Annotated in this window: 10 protein-coding genes; 6 read left to right on the top strand and 4 right to left on the bottom strand. The window is 68.3% G+C overall.

Annotated features, from left to right (window positions below):
* Positions 1–51: 51 nt before the first annotated feature.
* Positions 52–1,716: a type IV secretory system conjugative DNA transfer family protein gene (locus tag C4900_RS15150; protein ID WP_114283396.1), complete on the top strand. Its 1,665-nt coding sequence runs from the start codon at positions 52–54 to the stop codon at positions 1,714–1,716.
* Between the two features lie 24 nt (positions 1,717–1,740).
* The gene (locus C4900_RS15145; RefSeq protein WP_114283395.1) at positions 1,741–3,708 is read left to right on the top strand and encodes an AsmA family protein; all 1,968 of its coding nucleotides are present in this window, start codon (positions 1,741–1,743) and stop codon (positions 3,706–3,708) included.
* Positions 3,709–3,733: 25 nt separating this feature from the next.
* Here the strand turns inward: C4900_RS15145 and C4900_RS15140 are convergent, their stop codons facing one another.
* The 4 genes from C4900_RS15140 to C4900_RS15125 all read right to left on the bottom strand — a co-directional run bounded on the left by C4900_RS15140 (position 3,734) and on the right by C4900_RS15125 (position 8,042).
* Positions 3,734–4,435 carry a class I SAM-dependent methyltransferase gene (locus tag C4900_RS15140; protein ID WP_170132569.1) on the bottom strand — a complete coding sequence of 234 codons (702 nt, stop codon included), beginning with the start codon at positions 4,433–4,435 and terminating at the stop codon, positions 3,734–3,736.
* Between the two features lie 165 nt (positions 4,436–4,600).
* Positions 4,601–5,785, bottom strand: a complete 1,185-nt coding sequence (locus C4900_RS15135) for a hypothetical protein (protein ID WP_065971521.1) — start codon at positions 5,783–5,785, stop codon at positions 4,601–4,603.
* A 3-nt stretch (positions 5,786–5,788) separates the two neighbouring features.
* Positions 5,789–7,066, bottom strand: coding sequence for an NAD(P)/FAD-dependent oxidoreductase (locus C4900_RS15130; protein ID WP_065971522.1), 1,278 nt, complete (start codon positions 7,064–7,066; stop codon positions 5,789–5,791).
* Positions 7,067–7,076: 10 nt separating this feature from the next.
* Positions 7,077–8,042 carry a sulfur oxygenase reductase family protein gene (locus C4900_RS15125; RefSeq protein ID WP_065971525.1) on the bottom strand — a complete coding sequence of 322 codons (966 nt, stop codon included), beginning with the start codon at positions 8,040–8,042 and terminating at the stop codon, positions 7,077–7,079.
* A 204-nt stretch (positions 8,043–8,246) separates the two neighbouring features.
* On the opposite strand from C4900_RS15125, the gene C4900_RS17475 reads away from it, so the two are divergent.
* Genes C4900_RS17475 through C4900_RS15105 form a run of 4 tightly spaced genes read left to right on the top strand, consistent with a single transcriptional unit; the run spans position 8,247 to position 20,132 of the window.
* Positions 8,247–15,131 (top strand): FAD-binding protein, encoded by a 6,885-nt coding sequence (locus C4900_RS17475; RefSeq protein WP_114283393.1) that lies wholly within the window; start codon positions 8,247–8,249, stop codon positions 15,129–15,131.
* A complete protein-coding gene (locus C4900_RS15115) occupies positions 15,128–16,420 on the top strand; it encodes an acetyl-CoA C-acetyltransferase (protein WP_114283392.1) in 1,293 nt (430 codons plus the stop codon). The genes C4900_RS17475 and C4900_RS15115 overlap by 4 nt, the downstream gene beginning before the upstream one ends.
* Positions 16,417–18,435, top strand: a complete 2,019-nt coding sequence (locus C4900_RS15110) for a 3-hydroxyacyl-CoA dehydrogenase NAD-binding domain-containing protein (RefSeq protein WP_065969762.1) — start codon at positions 16,417–16,419, stop codon at positions 18,433–18,435. Before C4900_RS15115 ends, C4900_RS15110 begins: the two co-directional genes overlap by 4 nt.
* Entirely contained in the window at positions 18,432–20,132 is a 1,701-nt protein-coding gene (locus tag C4900_RS15105; protein ID WP_170132568.1) for an AMP-dependent synthetase/ligase, read from the top strand. Before C4900_RS15110 ends, C4900_RS15105 begins: the two co-directional genes overlap by 4 nt.
* The last annotated feature ends 18 nt before the right edge of the window (positions 20,133–20,150 follow it).

The raw sequence follows: 20,150 nt of genomic DNA, 5'->3' as shown, positions 1-20,150 counted from the left end.
GCGGGTGACCATAGCACTTGTTAGGCTCGATCTTTATCGGGAGATCCCCGGATGCCACCCGATCGCTCTCATTGGATCCATGCCCTGCGCACACGCGCCGAACGCCGGCGCCTGCGCGCCTTGCTGGACGCGGGCGAGGAACTCGAGGCGCGCGGCCTTCTGGATGAGGCGGTGCGTCTGGCGGCCGCCATCGAGGAGTCGCGCCCAGGGGTGGCGGCCGCTGACAGCGAGTGGCCTGCCCCCTGGGGTGGGACGGGCGGCGGCCGGCGGCTCACGCGGCCCCGCGCGCGACTCGGGTCTTTGGGTATTGTGAGTACGGCGCTGGCGCTTGCCGCGCCGCTTGTGTGGCTTGTGCGCCTGTTGCCGGGTATCCGCTGGTCTGCGCGCCCGACTTCCGCCACATCGGCCGATGTCCGCTTGTGGCTCGGCGCCGGTGGCGGGCTGTTGCGGCGCCGGGCCCGGTGGCGCGGCCGCGGGCGGCGATCCCTGGTATTGGCCGGCGATGATCTCGGCCAGAACCTCCTGGTTGTGGGCGGCATTGGTTCGGGCAAAACCACTTCGGTCATTCAGCCGGTCCTGCTTCAGTGCCTGGCGCAGGGCATGGGCGGGCTCGTGTTCGACATCAAGGGGGATTTCGGGGCCGCGGCCGCTGGCCTTGCGCGCCGCGCCGGCCGCGAGCTTACGGTCGTCGGTCCCGGCCGGCGGGCGTTCAATCTCCTGCGCGGGCTCACGCCCGAGGCCGCCGCCGGTTTTTTGAAATCCGCTCTGCTCTTGAATGGCGTGCCCGGGGATCCGTTCTGGACCGAGACTGCTGTCGAGCTTTGTCGCAATGCCCTGGGCGTGCTTTCGTTTCTGCCCGACCGTTACAGCCTCGCTGGCCTCTATGACTACCTCTTTCGCGACGATGTGCGCGCTGACTGCGATCGCCGACTCCATGACGAGGCCGCCGGCCTGGGTGCCGAGGCCTTGCGGCTTCTGCGCAGCTACCAGTCCTACCACGAAGGCGTGTTCACGCGGTTCGATACCAAGGTCGTGGCCGGTGTGCTTGCCAGCGCCGCCCAGGTGCTGACGCCGTTCACCCACCCCGATCTCGTCGACGCCTTCTGTCCGCCCGCAGATGCCCTGGCGATCGAGGCGCTCGCCTCGGGCGCGCTCATCCTCGTGGATCTGCCGCTTGCCGTCTGGGGGGTAGGAGCAAAGGTCGTCTACACCTTCATAAAGCTGCGATTCTTCCAGTACATGCAAAGGCGTCCGGTCCGCGAGCGGTTGCGTCCCGTGCTGTTTCTGTGCGACGAGTACCAGGAGATCGTGAGCGCCAATAAAGACGGCCTCTCCGATCTCAACTTTTGGGACAAGGGACGGGCCTTCGGCACAGTCGGCATCATATCCGCTCAGTCGATCGCAAGCTTCTATGCGGCCGTGGGCGACCGCGACCTTGCCGACACCTTGCTCCAGAACTTCCGCCAGAAGCTGTGCCTGCGCAGCGAGGATTGGCACACCATCCAATTTTTCGAGCATGTGCTGGGCCGCCTGCCCGACCGCCGGCGCCGTACCCGGCCGCTGGTATCCGCGGCGCTTGTGCGCCGCCTCTATCGGCGCCAGGCCTTGGCCGTGGTGTCGGTCGGCGGCGAGGCGCTGGAGGAGGTCGTCGATCTGCCGGCGGTGTTCGTGGATTCGGCCGAACAGGGGATACCGGGCGCGGGTACGCGCAACTAGTATCCTGCGAGGAGGCATGCACCCATGACCGTCAAGCGTTTGCCGTTGTGGGCCAAAATCGTGACCGGCGCGGCCCTGTCATTGATCGTCGCGATCGCGATCGCCGTGGGTCTTGCCCCCACGATCGTACGGCATGTGATCGAAGGCGACGGCAGCGCCAAGCTCCACCGTCGCATCATCATCCACGGGGCGGTGGGCATAGACTGGTCGCTCGATCCGCGCCTCACTTTGAACCGCGTCACAGTGGCCAATCCCGCGTGGGCCCAGGGTCCCATGGTGACGATGCGCCAGCTGCGCGTGCGCATCGCGCTCCTGCCGCTCCTCCATGGTCGTGTGGTCCTGCCCTCGCTGGTGCTCCGCCGTCCCGTGATCCGTCTCGATAGGCCCAGCCCGACGCGCGCCAACTGGGTATTCGTGGCGCCAAAGCCGCGTATGCCCCGCTCCAAGCTGCGCGCCGCGCCGCGTATCGGCCGACTGGTGGTTACCCATGGGCACATTACGGTACACGACGTACCCGCCGCCACTGATCTCGTCTTGGGCATACGCAGTGTCAAGCCTTCCACGCGCCTGCTACTGTCGGGTCACGGCCGTTACAAGGGGTCACCCTTCGTCCTGAAGGGCGCGCTCGGCTCGCCGACCCTGGCGGAAAGCGATCGCAGCCCCTATCCGGTACGGATTGCCATCCATATCGGCCGCTTCCTAGCGCGCATCACGGGCACCTTGGTCGCCCCCATGGCCCTGAAGCACGTCGACCTCCATGTGCTGCTCAAGGGTGCGGGGCTAGGCCGTGTCCATAAGGCGACAAGCCTCCCGCTACCGCAGACCGGGCCGTTCCAGATCTCGGGACGGCTCACCCGTCACGGCAAGATCTGGGATCTGGCGCATTTTCATGGGCTCGTGGGCAAAAGCGACCTCGAAGGCGCGATCAGCGTGCGTCCCGGCCACCCGATGTTCATGCGCGCCAATCTGACGTCGCGCCTCCTGAACTTCAAGGATCTGGCGGGCTTTGTGCAGGCCAAGCCGAAGAAGGTAGAGGGTCACGTCAAGGTCGTGCCGCACGCCCAGAGCGCACAGAAGGTGCTTCCGGCGAAGCCCTACAAACGCAGCCGGCTCATGAAGGTCGACGCCAACGTCGTCTATCGCGCCGAGCACGTCTATGCCTCGCATATGCGCATCCAGGACCTGTATGCGCACCTCATCTTGCGGCATGGCGTGGTGCGCCTCGCGCCGCTCAATTTCGGGGTAGCCGACGGCCTGGTCGCGGCTCACTATACGATGAATGTCTCGCAGCCCATTTATCGCACGCAATTGCAGGCCATCGCGCGCGGCGTTCATTTGCGACTCCTGTTTCCGAAGATCAAATTCCAGTCGGCGGGCACCGGCCGCATCGGCGGACGCCTGCAGCTGTCGGCTTCCGGCAATTCGATCGCGGCCATGAGTGCGCATGCCACAGGTCACCTGGGCCTAGCGCTTGCCAATGGCTCGGTGAACAATCTCTACGTGGCGCTCGCGCAATTGCACATCGGTAACGCCGCGCTGGATTGGCTGTCGGGGATGAGGCAGGAGCGCATCCCGTGCGCGGTGATCCGCCTCGGGGCGCGCAACGGACTCGTGAAGACCCGCACCTTCCTGATTGCCACGCCATCGGCCAACATTATCGGCCGCGGTACGATCAATATGCGCCGCCAGACCCTCCATCTGACGGTGCTCACGAAGCCCAAGCACATCACCATCATCAGTGCCCGGGGGCCCTTGCACGTTGGCGGGACCTTCCAAAAGCCGGTGTTCAGCGTATCCCGCAAGTCGCTCCTGGAGCGCGCTGGCGCGGCGATCGCTCTGGGCGCGCTCCTGACCCCGGCGGCGGCGCTCCTGCCGCTGATCGATACCGCGCCTGGCCACAAGGTCGACTGCCCGGCGCTGTTGAACAATGCCGGACCCAAGGCCCATGCCGAGGCCTTGAAGGGCGCGGCCCAGCGTGCCAGGGGGCATTGATGAGGCACCCGGGCGACGCCGGATTTTAGCGCTTCACGCCCTCGACGATCAGAAAATCCGATCGCTCCAGGATGCCTATGTCGGGTATGCGGCTTACCCCGAATGTCTGGCGGCTCACATCCTTGAATCCGCAGCGCATGAAGAGATCCACGAGCTGGACCTCGTCGTATTGCCATTTATGAAAGTGTCCGAAGGACTTGAGGCCTGGCGGTCGGGTGCAGATATCGTCGAAGTACATGCGCACATGACGGCGCAGACGCGCGACATCGCGCGCCTCCGGTTCGCGCGCCTGCTGCTCCCGGAAGATGGCAAGATAGTTCTCCCAGAACTCCACCCCGTCCGGGACGCACAGGCGCAGAACACCGCCTGTCATCAAGACCCGGTGGCACTCCTCGGTCAGGCGCCGGGCGTCCTCGTATTCAAAGTGTTCCCAGACCTCGCCGGCGTAGATGGCCGCCAGCGAGTCACGCGCCCACGGCAGGGGCTTGCGCAGATCGTGGTGGATGATGTCTGGCCGAAACGGGGCGGCGCGCAATAACCCCAGGCGTACGAGTAGTCGATCAAGTCCGCCGGCATGGGCCACGAGCCATGCCCGGCGGCTGCCATCGACGTTGATCCAGCCCTTGGGCATGACCGGCCCGCAGCCGAGGTTCACGCGCGGCCCGCGCGGCAAGGGATAAGACACCGAACCGCTGTGATGGCCCAAGGCTTCCACTGCTGTCGACACGCGGCCTCCTGGATTCGCGGAAAAACCTCCCGCGCGGCTTGCCCGATCCCCACTATCCGGGAAACGAGCGGGCCGTTCCATGAGACTTTGGAGGGAGCCGTGCGACCGGTGCGGCGTGCGGATGGGTCTCGCGCGGCGGGCCGGGCAATGGTCCCCGCACGGGGATCATGCGCCGTCGCGACCGCGTGTTGGCCGGGATGGCGGGTTCGTTTGCGCGCGCCCCTCGTGCAGGGCGTGAAGCAAGGTGGCGGCCTCGCACAGCCCGTCTTGCACGCGCGCATCTGTCAGCAGGCGATAGAGGCCTTTCAGTCCCCCGGACGCTGGGGTCTGTTCGGCGACTTGTGCGCCGCGCCAACGGCGCCAGGCGTCCAGGCCGCGCGCCGTGTCCGCAAACAGGGTCTGCGCGGCCGCACCGCCGTCGTCTGCATTCCGCAAGCGGTTCCAGGACGCGGTAAGGTCGGCGAGCGCGCCGGAGGCCTCGCGTAGCACCGGAAAGACGCCGGCGTCGCGCCACGCGCCAAGCAGTTCGATGACCTCTTGCGCAAGGCCCGCGGGATCGTTGGCGTGCGACCAGCGGCTGAGGTCGGCGAGCGTGGCGGTAATGGCCGCGCCCGTGGGTCCGGCGAGGATATCACCGAGTCCTCGGCCCATCTCGGCAAGCCGGTGGGCGAATCCGAGATCATCGCGCGCACGCTCAAGGAGGGGGCCCATCGCCTCGAGGGCCATCGGGGTCACGGATGAAAGCCGCGTGATGGTGTCGGTGAGGTAGCCGATGTTATCAGCGAGCCAGCCGACGGTCCCGGTCTCAGAGAGCGCCTCGACAAGCCGCAGGATGTCGCGTCCGAGGCCTGCCACATCGGTATTGCGCGTGGCCTCGAGCAGGCGCGCGACACCCGTGGTCAGCGCCGCGCCGGTGGGGCCTGCGAGCAGTGCCTGCCAGGCGTCGAGGCGCGCCGCCAGGCCCCGGACGGCGCGCAGTTCGCCGCGCAGTTCCAGGATCAGGGGGCCGATCTGATCAATGGTGTCGGGTGCGAGCGCGCGCTGTACGGCCCCGCGCATCGGCGAGGCACCATCGGCGATCGCGTCCCAGAGGCCGGCTGCACGTAGCGCCTCGGCGGCCTTCAGCAAGGCCTCCGCAAGCCCCGTCAGATCGTGGTCGCGCCATAGCCCCGAGGCCTTCAGCGCAGCCCCGGCGGCGGCCTCGCCCAGGGCCCCGGCAGCGCCCTCCTCGAGGGCCGCGTAGCGGTCGGCGAGCCGCGCCAGGGCCTGCCATTGCCGCGCGCTGAGCTCGGGGCCGCTTGTGACGCGGGTCGCGTTGTTGGCCTCGGTCTCAGGTATGGGACCGCTCATGACTTAAGCCGCGAACAGGCGTTCGGCCAGGAACTGCGCGGCGTCCAGGCCCCACGGCGGGACCTTGCCCTGGGTCCGGAAGAACAGGTCCTTGTATTGCATCTTCAGAAGATAGGGGACGCGCCCAATTTTCAGTACCTGCGTGTCGCCGCCATACCAGGAGTTGGAGCGGATGTAGAAGGCCTGGTTGTCGCCCATGTCGCCGATGCAGTAGACGAGCGGCTTCAGGGGCTCGGATGCCGCCGCCTCGCCTACGCGCCCGAGGTCGTGGGCGATCTGTTTGCCCACGATCTCGCTCTCCTGGTGACCTATGGCCCCGAGCTTGGGCACGGTGACTGCCGCGGCGTCGCCGCACGCCAGGATTTCCGGATACTTGGGATTGCGCATCAACATGTCGGTAACCACGAAGCCCTCCTCATCGCAGATGGGCAGACCCTTCATGAAGGGGTGCGGGACCCAATCGGGGAGCAGGATCTTCAGTTCGGCGTCGAGCGCGTCGCCCTGCGTAAACCGGATCCCGTCGTGCGTGACCTCGGCGATATCACCTATGTTATTGCGGTAGTGGAACCCCATCTGACTTGCGATGTCGAGAAGCGAGGTGACGACCTGGCGACCGGCATCCTCGGCGATCATCTTCCCGGGCGTAAACACGGTGATCTTGTCGGGGCCGCCTAGGCCGTGGTTCTTGAGCCAGGTGGCCATGGACATCATGATTTCCACCGGCGGGCCCTCGCACGCGGCGTCGGCCATGGGCACCAGGTCCTTGACCGCCGTGCCCTGATGGAAGCGTGCCGAGCCGATCGCGATCGGGCCGCCCTTGTAGCCGCCGCCAAACAGCGCCTTTCTCAGTTTGTTGCCATAGTAAGTATCCGAGGCCGCATGCGCGTACGGCGCGAAGCCCGGGATCTTGTCGTAGGCGAGCCGGCAGCCGAAGGCCACGACCAGATAGTCATAGCCCAGGGTCTCCGACGGCGCGCCTTCGCGCTCCTTGGGGGTGAAGTCTATGGTCCGGGTATCGGGATTGATGGCGCGCACCTCGCCTTGGACAAAGGTCGCCTGTGCCTCGGTGAGCGCGCGCGAGGTGTCCATCTTGAGGGTCGCGGCGGGGTCACGTCCCTCGAAGACCTCGCCGGGGATGTTGGGGATGAAGAGCAGATAGGGGTTGCGATCGATCACGGTGATGTCGACTGCATCCCCCGCGTACTCACGGATCTTCTGGGCACTGGCGAGCCCCGCGAAATTTCCACCGAGCACCACGACGTGGGCCTTGCTCGACGTCATATCAGACCTCCTAACGAACGAGGTGGTCCCGCCATGTGCCTTCTTCCATCATGGAGGCGAAGAGCATGTAGTAGGGACCACGGTTGATGTGGGCGAGTACGCCATGATCGTGAATGCGGCGCGCCTCGACATTGACGAGGACCTTACCGAGACCCTGGTGGGCCAGTTCCGGGGCCTCCCACTCCATATGCACGAAATATTGCGCGGGGGTGGCTGCCGGTATGGGCGGATGGTCGAGCGGCTTATCCCCATAGTTGGTCGCGTAGCGCGGGGGGTTGGCGCCGAGCGTGGCCTTGGTCATGCCCGCCGGGTCGAGTTGAAACGAACCGATCGCCGAGACCCCGATCTGTTTTAAGAGCATCCACCCGAGCATCCCCGGGGCATGACCCATGAGCCAGGCCATGGTGTCGCGCACCCCCTGCTCGAAGTCCGTCTCATGGCCATGCATCACGCTGTGGTCGCCGACTGCGATCGTGCGCATGGGGAGCGCCACCTTGGGCACCGGTTGTTGGCTGGCGGCGCGTGCCATCATGAGGGCCGGGACATCGGTGAGCCCAATCGAGGGCGGCAGGTCGGAGGCCACGATCTCATACACCGGCTCCCACGGTCCTTCCACGACCATCGCCAGGCAATGACTGCACAGCTCATAGATGGTATCGAACTGGAGGTAATGCATCTCCTCGTGGGACTTGGCATCCTTCCACACGGTGTACTGAAACATGCTGATCGGGTTTAGGGTCTCGCGCATGTCGAGCGCGCCGCCACCGTAGCGTCCGGCCATGGGATGGATGCCGACCTGCAACAGCTGGTCGAAGCCGAGGAAGCCTGGGTGGGTGGCGGTGGTGATGCACACCTTGGGCCCGACCTTGTGCATGATCTCGTGATTCTCAGGGCGATTGCTGATCCGCGCCATATTGATCGCGATGACCGGGTTCTGGCCCCCATTCTGGGGCTTTTGCGACGTGGACGCGGACATGGGTGCTCCATGAAGAATCTCGCCGCAAAGCTTAACGCCATTGTGCGCGCGTCCCATCCGACACAAGCCGTGCCCCATCGCCGATGCGCCCGGCCGACTGGGGCAGCCGCCCGGGGAGACCCGATGCCTCGATTGCCCCGCGCGGTTGCCTAATGGCTCTAACGGGGCCATAAAGCCTGTCTATACTGAGGGCAGGAGGGCGCTATGGGCCAGGGGCCGGAGGTATTGATCGTGGGGGCGGGACCGGCCGGTATTAGTGCCGCCCTCAAGCTCGCGCGCGCCGGGGTGCGGACGCTGGTGCTCGAGGGTGCGGAATTCGCCGGTGCGGAGAACTGGTCGGGCGGCGTCTATCACGCCGAGACCCTGGTGCGTGAAGATGTTCTGGGGGCGGACGCCTGGGCGCGCGCCCCTCGCGAGCGGCGCATCGTGGCCCGCTCGCTCGTCGTCCACGGGGGCGACGGATGTGCCGGTTTCGAGGCGCGGGCCGTGGCCGGCAACGACTATGGCGAGGCCTGGACGGTGTTGCGTCCGAGGCTCGACCGTTACCTGGCAGCGTGTGCCATCGAGCATGGGGCCGTGCTCCTGCCGCGCACGACCGTCACCGGGTTGCGGTTTGCGCGCGGGCGGGTGGTGGGTGTGGACACCGCGCGCGGCCCGGTCGAGGCGCCGGTGGTATTTCTGGCCGAGGGTGACGCCGCGGGCGTGCTCGCGCGCGAGGGCCTCGAACGCCCGGTGGTACGCTACGCGCAGGGCATCAAGGCCGTGTTTGCGCTGGCCCCCGCGACCATAGAGGCGCGTTTCGGGGTCGGTGCAGGCGAGGGCGTCGCCCAGGAGTGGTTGCTGCGCAACGGTACGTTCAAGGGTCACACCGTGGCGCTCGACATGAGCGGCTTTTTGTATACGAATCGCGATACGCTGTCTGTCGGGCTCGTGTTTCCCCTGACATCGCTTGCCGATCACGGCCCGGTTGACCACCCCCAGCTCATGCGCCGGTTTCTGGCCCTGCCGGAGGTCGCGGCCCTGCTCGAGGGGGCGACGCAGATCGCCTATGGGGCCAAGGTCATTCGCGCCGGCGGCCTGCGCGAGGGGGTGGTATGCGCCTATGACGGGTTGGCGATCGGGGGCGCGTCCCTGGGGCTTGGGCTTGAATTCCCTTACCCGAATTTCATGGGCCCGGCGGCTATGTCGGGGGCGGCGTTCGCCGACGCGGTCCTGGCATTGCGTGGCCGCGGCGATTATTCCGCGGCGGCCCTTGCCGAGGCCTATGGCGGGCGGTTGCGCCAGAGTCCCGATTATGACAACGCGCGCCTGGCCGCCGCCTGGCCCGAGGCCCTGCACGCAAGCCCCCTGATCTTCGAACACCTCCCGGCACTCATCGGCGCGCTGACCGCTGATCCTGCGTCGCGGTCACGGGCGTGCGCACGCGCGGCCTTCTCCCTCATGCGCGATCGCGCCACCCTCAAGGTCGTAGCTGCCCTGCCGCGCCGGGCCCTGGTGCCCGATCGTCCACCGCTCGCCGTCACCTTTCTGGTGGCGCGCGCGGGCCGGCTCGCGCCGGTACCGGTGCCGCCTGCGATCTTCGCGGGGCTTGCCCACGGCATCGGCTATCTCTACGGCCGTGGCCTGCCGCGGCTCGAGACCCGTCTGGCTGCGGCGTTTTCGCAACGCGTCCAGGGGCTTGCCGTGCGTATGCTCGCGCGCAGTGCCGGACTGTCCGCCACCGGGGCGCTGGGCTTTGCGAGCGACGGCGTTCGGGCGCTCGCCGCCGGTCGCTCGGCGGTCATGCGCGCGCCGTTTTATCGTCATGAACGCCTGGCCCGCGAACGCCTCTCGTGGGATCGGAGTCCTCCCGATTCCCCCAGCGACTGGTTGGCCCCGCTCGGCCGCCCCGGGCCCGACCTGCGCCATATCCATGTCCCTCGCGATCTCGCCCCGGCGGATGCCCAGCGCCTGCAGCGCGTATGTCCGGCCGGGGTCTATGGGCCGGGCAACCCGCTGGGCGGTGCGTCGGTGGTGTTCGAGAACTGTATCAAGTGCGAATCGTGCCGATTGGTGGTCCCGGCGGTCGATTGGCGACGCACGAGTACCCATCGTTTGATCTATGAGCTCCCCGGTGCGCAGCGCACGGGACCCGACGGCAGCGTCCATGGCCTGCCCGATCAAGCGCCCGGTGTCCCGTCCGGGACCCCACCCTCGGGGCGTGCCGGGGGGTGGGCGCGTGATATCGCAGCCGGCGACGGGCGAGGGCCAAGGCAGGAGCGCCCCGCCGTCGACGGGTACGCACCCTTCGCGCGGCGGGTGTTACGCGACAGGGCGGCGGCCGTCTTTCCGTCTGCGCGCCTGGCCGGGCTCGTGGCCGGATGGACCGCCGACGACCGCCAGGACCTGATGCGCCTCATGCGTCGCCGCGACATGTCCCCCGAGGATGTCATCGCCGCGCTTGCCGAATACGATAGCGGGCTTGGTTTCGTGGCCCTGCATCACCTGCTGGCCGAGGCCCGCTGCGGGCGGCGGTTAGCGCGGCTCACCATCGGCCTTTCCCGGGAGGCCGATGGCCTATGCGCATGGGTCCCGGACGTTGGCGCCGATGGCCTCGGCGGCCGGGACCCGCTCGCCACCACCGGTGCCGTGCGTGCCACTGGCCTCGACACGGCACGCTGCGTGCGCGTGCCGGCGGCGGGCGCGGAGGTGCTGGCCGTTGACTCGACCCTGGCCCGCTACTACGCGGCCTTCTGGGAGGGTTATGGCGAGGCCCTGGGCGCGCGCGCCGATGCCCACGCCCGGGCACGCCTGCAGTTTGCCGGCACGTTTCGCGATCGCGAAGGATCGGACGGGGTGTTCAAGTTCGGCGCCGTCAAGCGTCTGCTCGCGGTCATTGCCTACGCATTGGCCCTCGCCCGTCGCCTGCGTGCGCATTGCGACCATGAGCCGCGGATGGCCGTGGCGCTCCTTCAGGAACGTTTCGGGGTGTCTTTGGACGGCGTGGCCTGGTGTGCAGGCCAGGTGTTCGGGGGCATCGCCTATTCCGAGGATGATATCCTGAGTCGCCGCTATCGCGACGCCATGGTGTTGACGCAATGGCCGGCGGTCGCGCCCGCAGGGACCCAGGCGCGCTGGGAGCGGACGCTGTGGACGGGGCCGGCCGATCAGGCGGAGGCGCTGTTCCTGCGCCACGGCCTGGGCGCGGATGCGGACCTTGCGCCGCTGCCCGTGATCTCGGGCCGTCTCCCCGTCGTCCCTCGACCGAGCGCGCCCATTCGTTATGAGAGCGGGGGCTTTCTGTTCGGGCGGCTGTTGCCGGCCGACCAGGCATTCGTGCCCGAAGACTTCCTGGCGGACCCCGCGCTTCGGCGCATGCGCGCGCAGGTCCTGCGCCTCGTGCGCGGTGGATTTCGCGACCCCGGGGGTGGCGCCTATGGCCGCTATATCGATGACCGTCACGCGGTCCCGGAGTCCGATATCGCGCGCCTCAAGGCCTTTTCCGCATTCGCCACGGTGATCCCCCGGGGTCTGGGGGGGCTCGGTGCGAGCAAGGCCGAGTACGCTGTGCTCGCCGGGCTGCTCATGGGGCGTGTCGATCCGTCGGTAGGCCTTTTGGTCATGGCCAGCACCAGCATCGGCACCATGCCCGTGCTGCTGGCCCTGCAAAAGGATCTCCCGCGCCTGGACGCGGAGCTTGCCGGCCTTTCCGCGGCGTCCTTCGCCGCGCTGCGCGAGGGCGCGCGCCGTGTGCGCGCGTTGTGCGAGCGCCCGCGCGCGGGCGCGCTTCGCAAGACCCTCGAGGCCATGGCCGCGCGCATCAAGGACCGCTTCTTGAAACCCGGGTCGGCCTTGAAATACCTCGCGCGCGACGTGCTTGATGCGTTCGAGGCCGTGGTGGCCGCCGCCCGCGCGCGTGATCTGGATGCCCTGGCCGAGCGCGCCCGGGCCTTTGACGAACAACTGGCGGCACTTGTCCCACGATTGGCCGAGGAGCGCGCGCGCCTGCCGGTTCGTATCGCGGCCCATGAGCGTTTTCTGCGTTTTCTGGCACGCGGGCAGATCAGCGCCTTCGCCCTGACCGAGCCCTCCGCGGGCTCCGATACCGGGGCGCTTACGACCCGCGCCGAGCCCCGGCGCGCGCTGTTGAGTCCGGGCGAGGCCGGCCTTTGGCGGTTTGTCACGGCCCGCGGACCGCGCGTCCTGCTCGATGAGCGACGTCTCGATTTCACCGCGCCCGAGGTCCGTTATCGCATGCCGGACGGGACGTGGGCGCGTCTCGATGATGGCGTCTGGGATGTGGCCGGGAAGGGCGCGCGCCGGCGGGTGGTGCAAGACTCGGGAGAGGTCTACGAATACGATGATAGGGGCGTCCCGCAAGACACCCCCGACGGCCCGGTCTACGAGTACTTCGAGCTATCCGGCAGCAAGATGTGGATCAGCAACGGCTCGCTCGCCGATCGTTATTGCCTGTATGCGCAGACCGCCCGCGGCGTGACCGGATTCCTGGTCGAACGACGCTGTGAGGGGCTGGCCGTTGGTCGTGATGAGCGCAAGCTTGGCCAGCGCGCCTCGCCCACCAACGAGATCGCGTTGTCATCGGTGCGTGTGTGCGCGAGCCGCATCATAGGGTTCGAGGGCCATGGTCAGGTGAATGCCCTGGAGACCCTGAGCGTGGGGCGCGGCGGGCTCGTGGTCGGCGCGGGCGGCCTCCTCGAGCGGCTGATCACAGACTATCTGCGCGGCCTCGATGCGGCCTCGCCGGCGTTGGCGCGTGCCCGCTATGAGCATGAACGCCTGCGCGCCCTGGGTGCGCGTCTGGTCGGTCTCATGGATCGCGCCGACTTGTGCCATGGGGACTTCCGCATCGAGGCGGCGCTGTCCAAATTTCTGGCCTCCGAGGGGCTCCATCGCGTGTTGCGCGCGCTCGAGATCGAGCGTGGCCCGTCGGCTGCGGCCATGTCCGAGCCCATCGAGAAATGGCGACGCGACGCACGCATCCTCAACATCTACGAAGGCACGAATGAGGTCCAGCGCTTCCTGGTCCTGAAGGACCTTCCGGCGTTGTTCGCGCGCTTCGAGGCGATGGCGGCCACCGGCAGTCCGGCGCTCGATCGTGCGCTACGCTCATTCAGCGAGTTCCTGCGCCCGCGGCTTACGGATTTGAAGGCGCGGGTAGGCGCGGACGGTGACGCCCAGATCCTCTGGTTCCCGGTGGTTGATTGGGTCGCCGAACTTTATGCCTGGGCCGTGCAGGTCGAGCGGCGCCTGGCGCTCGCCGCGCGCGGTGCAGCGCGCGAGGGCCTCGCCGCCCTGGAGGCGCTCGAGACCGTCTGCGAGCAGGCGGTGGGTGCCCGTGCGCGCGCCGTCCACGCGCTGTTCGCCGAGGCGTCTGCCTATGAGCAGGCGGTGGTGGCGCTCGCCAATCGCCGCACCGCCGAGGCCGTCCGGCCGGCCCAGGTCTTGGCGCCCGGACTGCGCGGCCATGTGCTGGTCCTGGTGCGGGATGTGCGGCACCCGGATGCGCGCGACGTGCGCCTAGACGACGAGGATCTGGCAGTCCTCGATCAGGCCCTCGCCGCCGGCGATGGCCAGCCTGCGCTCGACGTAACCGCCGTGCTCGTGACCGCCGCCCCGTGTCTGGACCACGCGCAGCGGCTGCGCGCCGCCGGCGCGCGCGTCCAGGCGGTGATCACCGGCGGGTTGGTCGATCCCGCCGCCCTGGCCCCCCTCATAGCCCGGTTGCGTCCCGACCTGATCCTGGCGGGGCCCTCACAGCCGGTGTTTCTGGCGGCCCTGGCCGGTGCCCTGAATACTGTGCTCGTGGATGGCGTCACAGGACTTGCCACGGCCGGGGCGCGGGGCTACGAGATCCTGCGCGGCGCGGGCCGGCGCCTTTATGTCACATACCGAAGACTCCTGGTCGCCTGCGGGCGCCTGCCCGCCACCGGACGTAGCGATGCGTTCACGGTGGGGCAGTGGCTGGGGGCGCTTCAGACGGCGCCATTCGTGGAGCGTCTCGACGGGGCGGCGGCCGATGTCTGCGCGGCGGTCTCGCTCCCGGCGGCGGCGCCCGGCGACCTGCAGTCCCCCGAGGCCCTGGCGCAGTGGCTGCGGGCGGGTATCGGGGGCGCCCCACCTGCGGTGAGACCGGTTGTACTGGGGGTGGCGCACGTGGCGACGGTCATGGCCGTCGCCGGCGGCGGCGCGCGCGGCCGCGCCTGTGCCGGCCTGGCGCGCGCCTTCGGTGAGTCCGCCGGCGGCGTATGGCTTGCACGGGTCCCGGGGGAGTCGCCCCCGGAGGGGCTTTCCGGACCGCTCTTTCGGGTGCCGGCGACCGGTGCCGATGCATCGCTAGCGGAGGTCTTGGCGCCGCGCTTGGCGGACGCGTCATATATCGTACTGGGTCCCGAGGACGCGGCCCTCGGCGGGGCGCTGGCGGCGCGCCTGGCGCGCCCCCTTTATATCGATGTCGAGGCGCGCCGGGGTGATGATCTCGTGTGCGTGTACGCCGCGCGGCGGTGGCGGACGCGGTGCCCGGGGCGCGCGGTCCTGGTGGCCGCGTCCGGGGTCGGGGGCACCGAGTTCGAGGTCGAGACGACGTGTATCGTCGAGGATTGGGCGGCCCCGGAGGGGCATCCCGGGCGATTCGCGCCCGTCGTGCGCGCGACTTGCGCCACCGGGCTTGCCGGCGCCGAGGTGGTGATCGACGTCGGGCGGGGGGTGGCCGACGGGGCGTTCTTTCAGAGGGGGCTCATGAGGCTTAAATCCCGGCTATCGGCTATGATGGGGTGCGAGGTCGCGTTCGGCGCGACGCGCAAGGTCGTGCAGGAGAGCGGGCTCCTGCCGTTTGAACACCAGATTGGGCAGACCGGTATCCATGTCGCGCCGCGATTGCTGCTCGCGCTTGGGGTATCGGGCGCGCCCCAGCATATGGTCGGTATCGCGGCCGATACGCAGATCGTCGCCATCAACCTTGACCCCCAGGCGCCGATCTTTGCCGCGCGTGCCGGGGGCCGACCGGTGGTGCGTTGTGTCGGCGATGCCCGCGCATGGGTCGAGGCCTTGTTGGCGCTATGGCCGGAGGTCGAGGGCAAGGAGGCGAGATGAGTGGCAGGGTATTTATCATTGACGGCGCGCGCACGCCATTCCTGAAGGCCCGTGACGAGCCCGGGCCTTTCAGTGCCGCCGATCTCGCGGTCATGGCCGGCCGCGCGCTCTTGGCGCGCCAGCCGTTCGCCGCCGAGGATCTGGATGAGGTCATATTGGGCTGTGTCATCGCCGCCCCCGACGAGGCCAACATCGCGCGCATCGTCGGCCTGCGTCTCGGGACAGGTTTTGCGGTCCCGGCGCACACCGTGCAGCGCAACTGCGCCTCCGGTCTGCAGGCGCTAGCCAGCGCCTATGATCGCATCAGCGCCGGGCGCGCCCATCTGGTGCTGGCCGGAGGCACGGAGGCCATGAGCCGCGCGCCCATTCAGTGGAACATGGCCATGAGCCGATGGCTGGCACGTCTGTATCGCGCCAAGGGCCCCGGGCAACGGCTGCGGTCTCTGGCCGGTCTTCGGCCCGCCTACCTAAAGCCGGTGTTCTCGCTTTTGCGCGGTCTGCGCGACCCGGTGGTCGGCCTGTCTATGGGGCAGACCGCCGAGATCGTGGCCCATCGTTTCGGTATCGGGCGGCTGGCCCAGGACAGCTATGCCCTGCAAAGCCACCAGCGGGCGGCGCGCGCCCAGGCTGATGGGCTCTTCAAAGACGAGATCGAGCCCGTCTACGGCTCACAGGCCGACTACTATGGTCAGGACAATGGGGTACGCACCGACACCGATCTCGAGAAGCTCGCGCGCCTGCGTCCGGTGTTCGACCGGCCATTCGGCGATGTGACCTCGGGCAACAGTTCCCAGATCACAGACGGCGCGGCGCTCGTGGTGCTGGCGAGCGCTGCTGCCGTCAAACGCTGGCGCCTGCCGGTATTGGGCGAGATCGTCGATCATGCCTGGGCGGGGGTCGATCCGGCGCAGATGGGCCTTGGGCCGGTGCATGCGACTGCCCGGCTGCTCGCCGCCAACGGGCTTGCCATGGGCGATCTGCATCATGTCGAGCTAAACGAGGCCTTCAGCGCCCAGGTCTTGGCCTGCCAGGCGGCGTGGGCGAGTCCCACCTATGCGCGTGACGAGCTCGGCCTGGAGGCCGCGCCCGGGGCCATCGATGGCGCGCGCCTGAATCCTCACGGGGGGGCGGTGGCGATCGGGCACCCGGTGGGCGCCACCGGCGCGCGGCTGGTCTTGCATCTGGCGCGCTCCCTGAAGGATGCGCCGGGGACGTTAGGGCTCGCCACGCTCTGCATAGGTGGGGGACAGGGCGGGGCCATGCTGATACGGGGAGGGGACACGTCATGACCAGCAGCTGGACGCTGTCGGAGGCCGACGACATCGCCGAGCTTGTCCTGGATGTCCCGGGCAAGCGGCATAATGTCCTGTCGCGGGAGGTCCTGGGCGAGCTCGATCAGCTGCTCGCGATCCTGGAGACCCGCCCCTTGCGCGGACTCGTGATCCGCTCGGGCAAGCCTCAGGGCTTTGCCGCCGGCGCCGATGTCCATGAGTTCCGGTGTATCCTCGACGCCGCGCGCGCCGCCGAACTCACGCGCGCCGGACAGAGGGTTCTCGCGCGTCTTGCAGGTCTCCCGTACCCGTCGGTCGCGATCATCCACGGTCCGTGCCTGGGCGGCGGGCTTGAGCTCGCGCTCGCGTGCAGCTATCGAGTGGCATGCGACGACGAACGCACCAGTCTCGCCCTGCCTGAGGTCAAACTCGGCATCCATCCCGGCTTTGGCGGCACGATCCGGCTGCCGGCCCTGATCGGGCCGCTTCCGGCCTTGTCCCTGATGCTCGGCGGGCGTGGCCTGCCGGCACGCAAGGCGCACAAGGTGGGGTTGGTGGACACATGCGCGCCCCAGCGTCACCTCGACGCCGCGGCGCGCGCGCTGCTTCACGATGTGCCGCCCAAGGGGCGACCGCCCTGGTATCGGGGGTTCCTGGCAGCCCCATTCCTGCGCCCCTATGTCGGCGCGTTTTTGCAGCGCCGCCTGAAGGCCAAGGTCGAATGCCGCCACTATCCGGCCCCGTGCCGCATCGTGTCGCTATGGACCCGCCAGGCGTCGTTCGAGGCCGAGGCCCTGTCGTGCGCGGAACTGCTCGTGAGCCCCGTGAGCCGGCACCTCGTGCACTTGTTCGAGCTCTCCGAGGAGTTGAAGCGGCGCGCGCGCACCCAGGCCCATGGCATTCGGCGCATCCACGTGGTCGGGGCCGGGGTGATGGGCGCCGATATCGCGGCGTGGGCGGCACTCAAGGGTTTCCATGTCAGTCTCCAGGACCGTGCGCCGGAGGTGTTGGCGCGCGCGATCAAGAGGGCCCATGGGCTGTTCGCCGAGCGCCTGAAGGGTCGTGCGGCGGAGGCCGCCCGCGACCGCCTGATGCCGGACATGCGCGGCGGGGCGCTCTCCGGGGCCGATCTCGTCATCGAGGCGATCATCGAAAACCGCGATGCCAAGCAGGCCCTGTTGGCGCAGGTCGAGGCGCAGGTACCGGAGCGCACCATCATAGCCACCAACACATCCAGTATCCCGCTCGACGATCTCGCCGCGGGCCTTTCGGTCCCCGGGCGTCTGGTGGGGCTGCACTTCTTCAATCCCGTGACCAAGATGCCGCTGATCGAGGTCATAGGCGGGGCGGTAAGTGATTCTCGGGCGCTCGCCGCCATGCGTAGTTTCGCGGTGGCCCTCGATCGTCTGCCGGTGGATGTCAAGAGCTCGCCGGGCTTTCTCGTCAACCGTGCGCTGATGCCCTATCTGCTGGAGGCCGTGACCCTCGCTGAAGAAGGCGTGGCGCTCGCCGACATCGATGCGGCCGCCGTCGACTTTGGCATGCCCATGGGCCCGATCGCGCTGGCCGATACGGTCGGGCTCGACATCTGTCTTGCGGTAGCGCAGACCTTGAGCGCGCCCCTGGATTTGTCTGTGCCCGAGCTGTTGACGCGCAAGGTCGAGGCCGGGTCCCTTGGCAAGAAGTCCGGTCAGGGTTTTTATCGTTACCCGCAGCCGCGCCGTTTTTCATCGGCGCGGCCACCCCCCGATCTGGTCATCGCCGAACGGCTCATCATGCGTCTCGTCAACGAGGCGGCGCGCTGCCTGCGCCTTGGCATCGTCACCGATCCCGACATGGTCGATATCGGGCTGGTCTACGGGACCGGGTTTGCGCCGTTTCGCGGCGGCCCGCTCGGCTACGCCGAGGCCCTGGGAACCGGCGAGGTGATCAGTCGCTTGATGGAGCTCGCCGAGCGCTACGGACCGCGCTTCACACCCGACCCGGCATGGTCGCAGGACGGCATGCTCGCGCGTCGCCCCCTGGATCCATGAGCGTCGCCACCGGGCGCGGTCCGGCAACGCTCGCCGACCTGTTGACCAACCGTATCGCCGCCACCGGCGAAGAACCCGCCTATCGCCACTACGACGGCGCCCGCTGGCGGGCGTGGAATTGGTACGCTGCCGGCCGCGAGGTGGCGCGCGCGCGCGCGGCGTTTGCGGCCAGTGGACTACGTCGCGGGGATCGGGTAGGGATCTGTGCCTACAATACCCCCGAGTGGGTGTTCTGCGATCTCGCGGCCCTCTCCGCGGGTCTCGTGGTGGTCCCTTTGTTTTTCAATGATCGCCCGGAAAATATCGCCTACTGCCTGAAGGATGCCGGGGTGCGCTGGCTGTTTGTGGACCGCCCACCGGCCGCCGAGATCCTAGACTGCGGGCTCCAGGGTATCGTGAGCTTCAAGGAGACGCGTGGCGTGGCCTCGTTTCGCGACTGGCTGGCGGCCGCCGATGGCCGGCAGGTGGCCCCGGCCGATCATGGTCCGGGCGATCTCGCGACCATCGTCTATACCTCCGGGACCACCGGCCGGCCCAAAGGGGTGATGCTGACCCACGGCAATATCCTCGCCAATGTCGGCGCATTGCTCACGGCCCTCCCCGAGGTGGCCGGGGAGACACACCGCTTCCTGTCGTTTCTGCCGCTGTCGCATATGCTCGAGCGCACGGTCGGGGAATATGTGGCGATCGCCATGGGTGCCGAGACGGTGTTCTCGCGTGGCATCACGGAGCTGGGCGAGGACCTGAAGATCGCGCGCCCCACGATCCTTGTGAGCGTGCCCAAGATCTTCGAGCGCACGTATGGCAAGATGCAGGAGGAGCTCAAGGCCTCGCCGCGTCGCCAGCGCCTCGTGGCGCACGCCTCCGCGCTCGGGCTCGCGGTCTACGAGGGTCGCGCGCGCGGCCCTGAGCGTCTCCTGGCGCGATTGAGCGACGCCTTGGTGGGGCGCGCCGTGCGCCGCCGTCTGGGTGGTAAGCTTCGTTACGTGTTCCTGGGGGGCGCGCCGGCCGCACCACGCCTGCTCGGCTTTTTCACGGGCCTTGGCCTGCGGTTCGTGCAGGGCTACGGCCTCACCGAGACCGCCCCCGTGATCAGCTGCAACCGGCTCTCCGATCGGGATCTGGCGTCCGTGGGCCGGCCGCTCGCCAATGTCACCGTGCGCTTCGTAAACGACGAGATCTGCGTCAAGGGCCCGAGCGTGATGTCCGGATATTGGAACCTCCCGGAGGCGACTGCCCAGGCGATGGACGCCGAGGGTTATTTCCATACCGGAGACCTGGGACGGCTCGAGGGCGGGCTTCTGTATCTCACCGGGCGCGCCAAGGACATCATCGTCCTATCGAACGGTGAAAAGGTGGCGCCGGCCGACGTCGAGCAGGCGATCCTGCAAGACCCCGCATTCGAGCATGCCTTGGTGGTGGGCGAGGGCCGTGGCGCACTGGCGCTGTTGGCGGTAAGCGATACCGCCGACGAGCAGCAGCTCCGGGATCGCGCCAATGACCAGCTGCATGCCTTTCCCGGATATACCCGCATCCGCCATGTGTTGCGCGTAAGCGGCCCCTGGACCATCGAAAACGGCTTCCTCACGCCGACCCTGAAGGTCCGCCGCCAATGGATCGAGGAGCGCTATGCTGCGGCCATCGATGCCCTTTACACGGCGCCGCGTGGGGACGCCGAAGGGCGCCCGGCACGCTAGCGGGGGTATGGTCCCAGG

This window comes from Acidiferrobacter thiooxydans (genome assembly GCF_003333315.1).
GTDB classification, from domain to species: Bacteria; Pseudomonadota; Gammaproteobacteria; order Acidiferrobacterales; family Acidiferrobacteraceae; genus Acidiferrobacter; species Acidiferrobacter thiooxydans.
The sequence above is the reverse complement of the archived record's forward strand: the minus strand, read 5'-3'. Positions and strand labels throughout refer to the sequence as shown.

Excerpts from the sequence above, each read along its gene's own strand:
- C4900_RS15135 (WP_065971521.1), bottom strand. The coding sequence starts at position 5,785 with ATGAGCGGTCCCATACCTGAGACCGAGGCCAACAACGCGACCCGCGTC.
- C4900_RS15105 (WP_170132568.1), top strand. The coding sequence starts at position 18,432 with ATGAGCGTCGCCACCGGGCGCGGTCCGGCAACGCTCGCCGACCTGTTG.
- C4900_RS15115 (WP_114283392.1), top strand. The coding sequence starts at position 15,128 with ATGAGTGGCAGGGTATTTATCATTGACGGCGCGCGCACGCCATTCCTG.
- C4900_RS15150 (WP_114283396.1), top strand. The coding sequence starts at position 52 with ATGCCACCCGATCGCTCTCATTGGATCCATGCCCTGCGCACACGCGCC.
- C4900_RS17475 (WP_114283393.1), top strand. The coding sequence starts at position 8,247 with ATGGGCCAGGGGCCGGAGGTATTGATCGTGGGGGCGGGACCGGCCGGT.
- C4900_RS15110 (WP_065969762.1), top strand. The coding sequence starts at position 16,417 with ATGACCAGCAGCTGGACGCTGTCGGAGGCCGACGACATCGCCGAGCTT.
- C4900_RS15125 (WP_065971525.1), bottom strand. The coding sequence starts at position 8,042 with ATGTCCGCGTCCACGTCGCAAAAGCCCCAGAATGGGGGCCAGAACCCG.
- C4900_RS15145 (WP_114283395.1), top strand. The coding sequence starts at position 1,741 with ATGACCGTCAAGCGTTTGCCGTTGTGGGCCAAAATCGTGACCGGCGCG.
- C4900_RS15130 (WP_065971522.1), bottom strand. The coding sequence starts at position 7,066 with ATGACGTCGAGCAAGGCCCACGTCGTGGTGCTCGGTGGAAATTTCGCG.